Source organism: Gemmatimonadales bacterium, from assembly GCA_036500345.1.
Taxonomy (GTDB): domain Bacteria; phylum Gemmatimonadota; class Gemmatimonadetes; order Gemmatimonadales; family GWC2-71-9; genus Palsa-1233.
In genome coordinates, this window is record DASYCE010000014.1 from 1 (window position 1) to 11,286 (window position 11,286).

Here is an 11,286-nt window from a genome sequence, read left to right on the forward strand (position 1 = left end):
GTCTCCCCACAGACCGCACCAATCCCGCCATCAACAAGCCTACCCCACCACCCCCACCCCCGCCTCCACCAGATACCGATACGTCCCCTCATAAAACTCGACCTTCCGGGAGGCATCCCGTTGATCCCCCGGCGGCACAAAAATCACCATCCCCTGGCGCGCCCGCGTGAGTAGCACCCGGTAGGCATTCAGCAAATACCGCTGCCGCTCCGGCTGCAGCGTCCGCTGCCACTTCTCCCCCCGGAACTGGAAATACCCCCACCCATTTGCGGTTCGCCGTAGATCCGCGTCCCACGTCATGCAGACCCAGTCCAGCTCCAACCCCTGGATCTGGAACTCCGTCGCCGGGTCCTCCATATACCACGACGACCGCGGGTCGTCCCGATTGTTGAGGAAATAGTGCACCGGATCGGTCTTCACCCGCACGTCGATCGCATGCGGCTTGAGCCGCATCGCACTCGACGACGCCACCAGCCCGTACCGCTCCGACCCGCGCGCATGATCGCGAATCCACTCCTTCGCCACATCCAGGTCCCGCGTCACCGCGATCGGATACCGCTTCACCACCTCCGCCAGCACGCCACGCGCCCGGTCCTCTTCGAGATCGAGCACGCACTTCACGAACTCCGACACCCGCTCCGATCGGAACGATCGCATCGACACGGCGAGGTGGAATGCTTCGTCTGGAACCACCGAAGTCGGTGAAAGCTGCTGCACGCTCTCGAGTGCGGCGTACTCGGTATCTGTCAGCCTCGGCGAGACATACACCCGCCATTTGGGGAAGTGTTCGCGCACCGCATCGAGCCACGTCGCGATCCCCGCCTCGCCATCATTGATCTCCTGCCCACCACCCACCAGGCAGACGATCACTGCCCAGTCCGCCCTGCGGTCCATGTACCCAATCAGGAACTGCGCCTCCGACTGGTCAAACTCCTTGAGCCCCTTCTTCCGCCGCATGAAGTCCGACGTCTTGGCGCGATTCCACGCCCGCTGCGCCTCGTCGAAGATCACCACATGATCGACCGGCGGATTCGTCGTGTCCTTCACCCCCGCGTCGCGGAAGTGGTGGATGTTCTGGATGAACTGCTTGACCGATTGCCCCGCCTTGTTCTTGAGGAGCTTCTCGCCGGCCGCCTTCGCGCGCGCCACATCGCTCCGGATCAGCGCTTCACGCAACACCGCGACCAGCGGACCATTCCCCGAGAGGAAGACCGCATGCGTCGGCGACTCCTCGTCCCGCTGCTGCGTCGCGACATTCAACCCGACCAGCGTCTTTCCCGCGCCCGGAACGCCGGTGACGAAGACAATCGACTTGTCGCCCCGCATCCGCGACTCCTCGATCACCTCTTCCACTCGACGCGACGTGACCTGCAGGTTCCTGGCGCCCGCATCGCTGCGCGAAATCGCCTCGACCGAGTGTTGCGAGTAGAGGACCCGTGCCGCCTCGATGATCGTCGGCGTCGGATGATACGTCGACCGCTCCCACCCCTCGCCATCAAGTGGGTCACCGTCGACCAGCGCCAGCCCGCTGCGAATCGCCGAGGCGAGGCCGGATCCGTTGCAGCAGTAGGGCGGGCGGACGCCGTCGGAAAACGCCTTCGCCCACGGTCCATGCGACGCCGGCGCGTTGGTCGCGACGAGGATCGGCAGAATCGGCGCCGCGTGGCTGGCGAGATGGAAGTTTTTGAGGTCGAGCGCGTAGTCCCACGCCTGATTCACCGCGTCGCGCGGATACTCCGACTCACCGACCTTGAATTCAATCGGGAAGATTGCGGGCCCGGAAATCAGCACCGCATCGACTCGGCTCCCGAGGCGCGGGACTTCGAATTCAAGGTAGAGATACCCGTTGACGCCGGCGAGGGCAGGGCGGAGGAGCTCGATGCTTTCTCGCCAGGCGTCGCGCTGCGCCGTCGTCACATCGAACGAGCTCGCCGCCGTCAGTCGCCCCAGCAGCGCGTCATCCGACGTGCCGAGAAATGCGGCGACTGACACCCCAACCCAGGCGTTCGACAGCCGCCGAGTGCCGGAATCAGAAGAGGGATGCTGCGGGTCGGGCAGATCGGCGTCGATCAGGGCCAGCCACGTCAGATGGGTTAGATCGGACGATAGCCGAGGAACAGGGCAGGCACCAGGCTACTCGGCCCAATGCACCCCCTCACCCCCTGAGACGAAGCGCCCGATACCGCGAGGGAGCAACTCCCATCTGCCGCGTGAACACTCGCGTGAAGTGGCTCTGGTCATAGAACCCCGCCTGGACCGCCACGAACGATAGCGGCGTCGACGCCGCAAGCAGCTGTTCCGCCGCCCATTCGATCCTGAGCTGGCGGACGAACTCGCCGATGCTGCAGCCGTTCGCGGAGCGAAACGCACGGGTGAGATGTGCGGGATGCACTCCGGCCCCTCGCGCCAGTTCATCGAGGGTATGGTGCGAGCGAAAGTCGTCCCGGATTCGCTCGATCACCTGCGCCAGCCATGACGGCGCCGCGACCGCCTGCCCGGTGGACCGGCTCGCCACGCCGATCAGCTCGAGCGCCAACCCCTCGAGAACCAGCGGCGTTGCCGAGTCGCCGGTCCGCAGTTCGCGCACTGCCCGCCGCGCCAGCGTCACCGCCACCGGTGCCCGCCCGCAAACCGGCGCATCCGGAAGCTGGATCTCCTGGTCGATCAGTGCGTGGCGCCACGGGGTAAACTCGACGAGCAACACGCGCACTTCCGTGTTGCCATACGATTCAGCGTGACTGACGCCAGCCGGTTCAAGCGTCATGGTGCCGGCTGCGCACTGATGGTCCGTCCGATGCATCCGCTTCAGGTATCCGCCAGTCAGCACCACGGCGAGTCCGGCCAGTTCATGCGAGTGCCACGCCGAACGGCCGTTCGCCGGGTACCGCGCCTCGGCGATCGCAAGACCGCCCACTTCCCGCGAACGCACCCGCGCGCCCGCGGTCGGCCGCAGTTGTCCCTGCAATGCGTCATTTGTCCAAATCCCATCGTTCTGGTGCACGACTCCCTCCCTGCTGCGCCCTACGTTTGCCCATGAGATGCTCCGGAGCACCGGAAGCGTTGCACTATCCCTGAACCGAGGGTGAACACCATGAAAAGTCACGCCGTGGGGCAATCCCTTCTCATCGCCTTTGCGGCGTGCACCCTCTGCACCGCCTCCCGCGCAGGCGCACAGGTGCCGGCGAAGTCCACTCTGCCGGGTGACGCAGCGCTCACGCGGCGCGTCGATTCGATCTTCGCACCGTACGACGCAGCCGGATCACCCGGTTGTGCCGTGGCGGTGATCAGCGCCGGACGCATTCGCTATGAACGAGGCTTCGGACTCGCCGACGTCGCGAGTGGCGCGCGAATCACTCCGGCATCGGTCTTCGGCCTGGCGTCGCTGACCAAACAATTCACGGCCTTCAGCATTCTGCTGCTGGCCCAGGATCATCGCCTGTCCCTCGACGATGACGTACGAAAATGGATCCCGGAACTACCAGACTATGGCGTGCCGATGGGTCAGATCACCATCCGGCGGGTGTTGTATCACATCAGCGGCATCCCGAACTACCTGGCGATGCTCAATACCGGCTGGGCGATCACGGATCCGCTCACACAGCACGACGTGCTGGAGTTTCTCAAGGACAAGCCGCTCGATTTCGCTTCGGGATCCCGCTACAGCTACAGTAATTCCGGCTACGTGCTCCTCGAAATGATCGTGAAACGCGCCTCGGGCAAGTCACTGCGCGAGTTCGCCCAGGCACGGATCTTTGGTCCGCTGAAGATGACGTCCACCACCTACCGCGATGATCACTCCCGTCCCATCCCTGGGCTCGCGAACGCATACATCAGCAAAAGCACCACGGTTCCTGGTGATCAGCGCCTGGTCGAGAACGGTCCCGAGTGGCAGCTGGCAAACTCCAGGACCGATGTAGTCGGCGACGCCGGCCTCTACTCGACGGTCGAGGACCTCGCCCGCTGGGACGCCAATTTCTACAGCGGTGCCGTCGGCGGACTGGCGCTCGTTCGCATGATGCAGCGGGGAGGTGTGCTCACCTCCGGCGATACCGTCGCATACGGGGCAGGGTTGATGCTCGGTGCGTTCCGCGGCCTCCGCACCATCGGCCACATCGGCGGGTGGAGCGGATATCAGACCTGGCTCGTTCGCTATCCCGACCAGAAGTTCACGCTGGCGATTCTCTGCAATCGGCGCGGCTTCACCCCCGACCGCGATCCGAGCCACGCGATTGCCACGATCTACCTTGGCAAACAAATGGTGGTGCCGGAGGTCGCGCTGGTGGTAACCGAGGCGTTCGACCATGGCGGTGCAGATTCCGCGGTGCGCGCCTATCATGCATTGCGGGCTCGGTATCCGGCGATTGCCTTTGAGGAAGACCAGCTCAATGCGCTGGGATATCAGTTGATGGCGACGGGCAGGATCGAGGCGGCGATCGTGGCATTCCGTCTCAACGTCGAGGCGTATCCCCGGAGCGCAAATACCTGGGACAGTCTCGCCGAGGCGTACATGAACCACGGCGACAAGGCGCTCGCGATCGAGAATTATGAACGGTCGCTGGCACTCAATCCGGAGAATGCCAATGCGGTCAAGATGCTGTCGAAACTCCGCGGGCCGTAACTGATGACCGGCATTCGGCTCTCCGTCGCGGGTCACCAGTTTTCCGCACGCCTGGAGGAGGCAACGGCGCCGGCAACGTGCGCTGCCTTCCGCACACTCCTGCCGCTGCGGGGAAAGCTCCTGCAGGCGCGGTGGAGCGGCCAGGCGCTCTGGCTACCGCTCAACGGATTGCAACTCCCGGCGGGACCTGAAAACGTCAAGCACCGCCCGGAACCTGGCGAGATCCTCTTCTATCCCGGTGGAGAGAGCGACCCCGAGATTCTGATCCCCTACGGGGTGACGGCCTTTGCGGCGCGATGCGGACCGCTCTCGGGAAACCACTTTCTCACGCTGGAGCTCGACGCGGCAACGCTGCTGGAGTTTGGTCGCCGGGTGTGGTTCGACGGAGCAGTCGAGGCCGTGTTCGAACAGGTCACTTCAGGGACCTCGTGACGAAGGCCGACCTCGAGGTCCTCACTTTCAAGACCGCTGCCGAATGGAGAAAGTGGCTCCTGAAGCATCACACCACCTCTCCCGGCGTCTGGCTACAGATCTCCAAGAAATCCTCTACCGAGCCGTCCGTCACCTACACCGACGCCCTCGACGAAGCATTGTGTTTTGGCTGGATCGACGGACAGAAGAAATCCCATGACGCCACGTCGTTCCTCCAGAAATTCACCCCTCGTCGCCCACGCAGCATCTGGTCGAAGCGCAACCGCGACCACGTCGCTCGGCTCATCAAGGAAAAACGCATGACGAAGGCGGGATTGAATGAAGTCGCAGCTGCCAGGAACGACGGTCGCTGGGAAAGCGCCTACGATTCGCCGAGTACCATGAAAGTCCCTGACGACTTCATCCACGCGCTACAGAAAAACAGGAAGGCCTACGACTTCTTCCTCACCCTCAACAAAGCCAATATCTACGCCATCGCCTGGCGACTGCAGACCGCGAAAAAGCCGGCAACCCGCGAACGACGCATGCAGGTACTCCTCGACATGATGCGCGCTGGAAAGAAGCTTCACTAGGCCGGTGGCCTCAGCTCCCCGCAGGCCCACTCCCGCACTCCCTCCGCACCCGACATCCCCCACACCTTGGCCCTCTCCAGTCCCGCCGCAAACGTTCCGCCGTGCCATCCGAATCCGAGCCCCAGGTGGCTGCGCGGGCGCTAGCGGTTCACTATCCCGGGGTGAGCCTCGATCCATTCCTCAACAAACAGGCGATAATCCAGGAACGACATTTCACGCTGGGTCAGCTGCACTTCCTTGCAAAGCGCCGGCAGCTGTCGTTGAAAGGCGATGTAACGGTGGGCGATTGCAGCTGGACCAGGGAGCCGTGGGCGGTGGGGTAACTGCGTGCGCAGCCAATTACGAACGGCGCCGAGTGCCTGTCCCACCTCGTTGTGGTGAGTTCGAATGTCCTGCCCTGCGATGTCGGAACAATAAATCTGATAGCGATAGGGCTCGCGATCGAGGATCAGGCACGCCTTGTTGCGGTGGGCCGGTTTCCCGTAGTGCCTGGCGCCAAGGAAAAGCCCGAGCTCGAGGGGCATGTTGAATCGCGGCAGTCGATGCGCGCCATCCAGCGTGGTTCGAGAAAGATCGTGGATTCCGAACCGGGATTCGCCGATGATCTGAATGATCTTCGCGAACCGTGCTTCTCCCGCGTCTTCCTTCTCCAAGGCGCATCGCGACACGAGGCCGCACTCGTGCACGGCGAAAACAATCGCCCGAAACAACTTTCGGTAGCGGAGATCGAAGGGAACGTTGAGGAAGACCTGTTGGGGGGCGTCCGTCATGGCGGGGATGCGGCGCGCCGTGGCGGGCGCCAGATCCTATTTCGAGGCGCCGAAGTGGCCTAGTACGCGGGACCACTCCTTGCCACCCTTCTGCCACGCAGCCGGCGTCTTGTCAGTCCGCGTTTCAAACTGCTTGCCAATTTTCCTCACTGCACGCTTGGCACGGGCGCGGGTGAGTCCGGTCCGGTGGGTTGCGCGGGACGAAGACTTGCTCGAGTTCGTGGACACCTGCTTGCTTGCCATGGGTGAATACTGCTCCTGGCTGGTCAGCGAGACAACCCCGACAAACGGCGCAGGGGACTGATTTGCGCGGTATAATCCCCGCATGCCAACCCTCCGCAGCTCCTCGACGGATCGCTCGGCGCTCGCCACACTCATCTTCCTCGGTTGCCTCCTCGCCTGCTCCTCCGATTACATCCAGACCAACACCACCGGCCCCGACAACGACCCCACGCCGCCGCCTCCCGACGGTGTCGCCGCCTTCTCCGTTGCACCGATGAACACCACCGGCACCCTCACGCCCCTGGGCTCGCTCGCGCCGCCGGGCCACGTCCTCCCCACCAATCACGTCTACTTCTACGCCGTCGACTTCGACCACCCGCCGGCGATTCCCGACAGCACCATTCGCCCCGTCTACGCTCCCACCACCGGCACCGTCAGCTACATCATCCACGCCCCCACCGATCCCGACTACAAGATCGTCTTCCGCGTCACCAACACCTTCTACTATATGCTCGGCCACGTCGTCCTCACTCAGCCGCTCAAGGTCGGCGACATCCTCCACGCCGGCGACCAGGTCGGCACCAGCGATCCCGGCGCCACGGTCGACCTCGGCGCCTACGACAAGTCGGTGACGCTCACCGGTTTCGCGAATCCTGCACGGTACGGCGACGAGACTCTCCATTGCGTCTCGCCGTGGGCGTATTTCACCGAACCGCTCCGTTCGCAGTTCTACGCCCGACTCCGTCGCGTGCCGAGTGCACCCGACAAGGACGGCCACATCGACCTCGATCGCATCGGCACCCTCGCCGGCGCCTGGTACGATCAGTCGCTCCCGATCGACAGCACCGAATCGCCGACCGGATGGCTGCGAACTGTCGCCTTCGTCACCGACTACAACGATCCGTCGCTCGTCCGCGTCTCGATCGGCGGCACCATCGCCGTGCCGGGACTCTGGACCATTCCACCTGGCACGCCACGCCCGGAAAACGTCACGCCGTCGAGCGGCCTCGTGGCGTATCCGCTGACGTACACCGAGTCGACCAATGTGCAGTGGGGTTTGATGCTGCTGCAGATGACCGACGCGACGCATCTGCGCATCGAGGTCTTGCCGGGGAGTCAGGCGTCGAGCGGGGCGTTCGACGCGGGGGTGCACAGCTACGTTCGCTGAGCTGGGTTCAGCCTACATCTCTCCCGGCGAACGCCGGATTCCGCAGCGCTGCGCAGTCGCCATGGTGCCCGATAATTCACGGCGAAAGGACAACGCGCGGCGGCAGCTGCGCTGACAGTACCTTGACCGGGCCCGCGGACCGTTCCCTTGCGAAATGGCCGATCGGCGGTATCTCTATCGGTCCTCACCCCCGGCGAATTGCTTGCGACGTCCTTCAACATCTTACAACGTTCTCGTTGGAATAGCGTTCGTCGCCTGCCTGGGCGGTTGTGCTGATTTTGATCGGCTCGCTGACGGGGTCAACCCGAGGCCGCTGCAAGACAGTAGTCTTGCGCCGTTTGCTGCCTACCGAGGTGATATCGTTTGGGGTAGACCACTCAAGGCCCCCGGAGTGAGTGATTTTCAGGTGAGCGGTCTAACCGGCCGCGCGTCGGAACAGGTCGCGTTCAAACGCAATGAGATCGTGCGTGTGGTTGTTACCAACGTGAATCCCTTTTTGTTTAACTACGCTATCGCAGCTAAGGACAGTCAAATCGTTCAGGAAGCATCGCCGCTGGACTTCTTCAATTTGGCGTTTAAGCCTTTGGGCCTGAGCATACCCTCGGCGCCGCCGCCTCGAACCGCGGCCGCATTCTCGGTGGGTCAACCGCTCCCCAGCTGTCCCGATGGACCGGAGCCGCAACGGGCAATTACGGCGCTAGCCGACAACGCATGGCTCTCCCTCAAGAAGATCGACACCATTCTTGCTACGACGCTGCTCGACGGGGACCGGTCCCGGTCGGAGTTCGATGCTCAGGCTGGCACTATCTACAATTCTCAGATCGCCGCAAGAGAAGTACATGACGCCGCCCAGCGAGCGTCCCGTGCTCTCGGATGGCTATCTGACTCGATTACGAATGATGTAGCCGTGATCAATGTCTTGCTGTCCGTGACGCAATCGCGCCTTGACAGTGTGAGAGATCTCGTCAAGCCGAACAAATCGAAGATCGACGTGGCCTGCCCGAAGCTTACAGCGACTCAGTCCGAACTGGACAAGGATGTTGGGAACGCACAAACCTATCTCAACACCCTCCGTACTGAACGGGACGCTGCGAGAACCGCGTACCGTACATTCCAGAACACAGTCGACGATCCGGCAGCATACTATGCGATGCTTATGCTTCCTCGATTCGACAAACCGATGGACATCACCATTCGGGTATCGCGGTCCCACGTTGCACCTGCGGTGCTGTTCACACCAGTTGACGATGGCGCAAGATCGCCCGGCGGCGGCGGGGCGGACGGCAATTCGTCGAACCGAAGCGCAGTGACTGCAACGGCAACAGTGACCGTTCCAACCGCGAATTCCACGAATGGTCCACCAGATCCGACGTCGCCTGCGCCAAAGTCAAGCACCGCAACAGGGACCACTCCCGCGGCAAAGCCGGCCGCCGCCGGCGGCGACCAGGGATCCCTCACCACCCTCACCGAGCAGCGCCTCCATCTCGGCGGCAAGCCGGAATTCTCCATCGGTGTCGGACTGATGGTCGCGTCAGTCAGCAATCGGCAGTACAGCGCCGTCGCGTCCGGCCCGCCGAACGCGGGCCCCGGGACCACGACATACCTCGTCGGCCTCACGGGGAACAATCAGTTCCGTCTGGTTCCGGCGATCACGTTGAACGCCCGGCTCTGCTCGCTCGACAGCAAGGAGCGCTGGAGCCTCCACGGCGTATTCGGTACCGGCCTCCGAACGCAGGGCGCCGGGACATCCCTCGACTATCTCGCCGGTCTCGCCGTGTCCCCCAAGGATTCGAAGTTCATGATCAACGCGACCGTCTACGCCGGCGATCAGCAACGCCTCGGCGGTCTGAGACTCGGCGACGAACTTCCAACCAACACTGTTCCCGTTCAGACCTCCACGCGCGTCGGCGTCGCCGTGGGCTTCACCTTCCAGGTGTATTGACCTGATGCCGATGCGCCGCGCCCAGTGGGTCGCCGCCGCTGCACTCCTCAGCGTGATCGGCTGCCAGGACGAGGGGACGCTCGGCGCCCGCGGCCCGCTCCCGGCATTCGTCTTCGCCGATCAGCCGCTCTCCGCTCCCGCCGACTCGGTGTCGGACATCAAGATCGAACTCGATCTGGTCGGCGTGTCGCCACTCGTCGCCACGACTGCGACCTTCACCACCACCCTCGGCACGTTCGAAGGGACCAGCCGCGTCACTACGATCAGCGTCCCCGTCAGCTCATCGCGCAGGGCAGAGGCTCTCCTTCGCGCTCCGACTACCGCCGGTACGGCGCTCGTCACCGCAACAGTCGGCGGCTACAGCAAGACGACGACCGCCCAGTTCACGGTGAATTGCCCGACGACGATCCTCGTTGGCCTCTCGAAACCTTCAGCCGTGAGCGGCGATTCCGTCCTGGTCACCGCAACGCTCCTTGGCAAGACCGGAATTGCCTCGAACGGTACTGTCGTCTCCTTCAGCGCCTCTCTCGGCAGCTTTGCGACGGCTGTGGCCACGAGCGGAGCAACCGGCATGGTGACCGCGTTCTATTCCGCCGCGACTCTTCCACCGCTCCAGTCCTCGGCGGTCGTCACATTGACGGCGCACGTCGATAGCGTCGGCAGCTGCCCAGCCGACACCGGATCCGCCAATCTTGCCGTGACTGCTCCGGTCGTCGTGCCGCCTCCGGCCATTGCGTCTATCACGCCGTCGCCACTCGCGGTTGGTACCAATACCATCACGATATTCGGAAGCGGTTTGAGTCCCCAGGCGATGGCGGTCGTCACCGATTCGAACGGGACGAGCGTCATATCGACCTCAAATACGGTCGCAGCGGGAGGTACTTCGCTCACGGCGACCGTCATCTTCCACGGTGCCGGGACCTATACCATCACGGTTTCCAATCCCGACGGGCAAATATCGAACAAGCTGGTCGTGAAGGTACCCTAGAACTTCTCCTGAAAAGTCCGTCCTACCGCCAGAAGATCTCCCCCACCTCAACGACACACTCTTCCGCGATCGCCGGATGCCGCCAGCGCAGCGTCTCCCGCTCGACGACGGGAAAGTGCGCCTCCGGCGTCCATACCTCGACCTGCGCATTGTCGATGTCGACGACCCAGTACGTCGGAATGCGCTGTTCCTGATAGAGCCGCCGCTTGGTGAAGCGGTCAGCGCGAATGGAACTCGGGCTGAGTGCCTCGACGACGAGATGCAGCGTGGTGACGTCGGACCACTTGCCCGACGTGAGAAACGCGTCGAGATCCGCCACGAAGAGATCCGGCTGCACCAGCGTGTCGTCGTCCCAGGAGATGTCGGCGGGGGACCAGAGGAGTTGTTCGATGCTGTGAGCCGAGAGATACCGGTCGAGAATGCGGAAAACTCGCGACAGTACCAGCTGATGCATTCCACCCGGTGCTGGCGTCACGAGCAGTTCACCGTGCACGGTTTCGTAGCGCTTGCCGTCGTCGGGGAGACGGCGCACGGCATCGGCAGAGAAGTATTCCAGCAGCGGCATGGACATAGT

At 63.4% G+C, this 11,286-nt stretch carries 10 protein-coding genes; 6 read left to right on the forward strand and 4 right to left on the reverse strand.

The genetic code is table 11. The features are described 5' to 3' along the window. Nucleotides 1–39: 39 nt before the first annotated feature. Together VGM20_07720 and VGM20_07725 are read right to left on the reverse strand one after the other, a co-directional pair. Nucleotides 40–1,992, reverse strand: coding sequence for a DUF2075 domain-containing protein (locus tag VGM20_07720; protein ID HEY4100748.1), 1,953 nt, complete (start codon nt 1,990–1,992; stop codon nt 40–42). A 163-nt stretch (nt 1,993–2,155) separates the two neighbouring features. Beyond that, complete coding sequence (locus tag VGM20_07725) at nt 2,156–2,929, reverse strand: AraC family transcriptional regulator (GenBank protein ID HEY4100749.1); 774 nt, start codon at nt 2,927–2,929, stop codon at nt 2,156–2,158. A 162-nt stretch (nt 2,930–3,091) separates the two neighbouring features. Between VGM20_07725 and VGM20_07730 the strand changes: the two genes are divergently transcribed. From VGM20_07730 to VGM20_07740, 3 genes are read left to right on the forward strand one after another with little or no spacing between them, the layout of a single operon-like run. Next, complete coding sequence (locus VGM20_07730) at nt 3,092–4,618, forward strand: serine hydrolase (GenBank protein HEY4100750.1); 1,527 nt, start codon at nt 3,092–3,094, stop codon at nt 4,616–4,618. A 3-nt stretch (nt 4,619–4,621) separates the two neighbouring features. Continuing rightward, on the forward strand, nt 4,622–5,050 hold the full coding sequence (locus VGM20_07735) for a DUF3830 family protein (GenBank protein HEY4100751.1): 429 nt from the start codon (nt 4,622–4,624) through the stop codon (nt 5,048–5,050). Next, nucleotides 5,047–5,622 (forward strand): YdeI/OmpD-associated family protein, encoded by a 576-nt coding sequence (locus VGM20_07740; GenBank protein HEY4100752.1) that lies wholly within the window; start codon nt 5,047–5,049, stop codon nt 5,620–5,622. Before VGM20_07735 ends, VGM20_07740 begins: the two co-directional genes overlap by 4 nt. 140 nt (nt 5,623–5,762) lie before the next feature. Here the strand turns inward: VGM20_07740 and VGM20_07745 are convergent, their stop codons facing one another. Continuing rightward, nucleotides 5,763–6,392, reverse strand: a complete 630-nt coding sequence (locus VGM20_07745; protein HEY4100753.1) for a hypothetical protein — start codon at nt 6,390–6,392, stop codon at nt 5,763–5,765. A 325-nt stretch (nt 6,393–6,717) separates the two neighbouring features. Here VGM20_07745 and VGM20_07750 point away from each other — a divergent pair, with 325 nt between their 5' ends. From VGM20_07750 to VGM20_07760, 3 genes are all read left to right on the forward strand, one after another. After that, nucleotides 6,718–7,782, forward strand: coding sequence for a hypothetical protein (locus VGM20_07750; protein ID HEY4100754.1), 1,065 nt, complete (start codon nt 6,718–6,720; stop codon nt 7,780–7,782). Nucleotides 7,783–8,173: 391 nt separating this feature from the next. Next, nucleotides 8,174–9,724, forward strand: a complete 1,551-nt coding sequence (locus tag VGM20_07755; protein ID HEY4100755.1) for a hypothetical protein — start codon at nt 8,174–8,176, stop codon at nt 9,722–9,724. A 4-nt stretch (nt 9,725–9,728) separates the two neighbouring features. Next, nucleotides 9,729–10,712: a T9SS type A sorting domain-containing protein gene (locus tag VGM20_07760; GenBank protein HEY4100756.1), complete on the forward strand. Its 984-nt coding sequence runs from the start codon at nt 9,729–9,731 to the stop codon at nt 10,710–10,712. A gap of 22 nt (nt 10,713–10,734) precedes the next feature. Here VGM20_07760 and VGM20_07765 read toward each other — a convergent pair. Continuing rightward, a partial coding sequence (locus VGM20_07765; GenBank protein ID HEY4100757.1) for a Uma2 family endonuclease occupies nt 10,735–11,286 on the reverse strand: 552 nt, incomplete at its 5' end.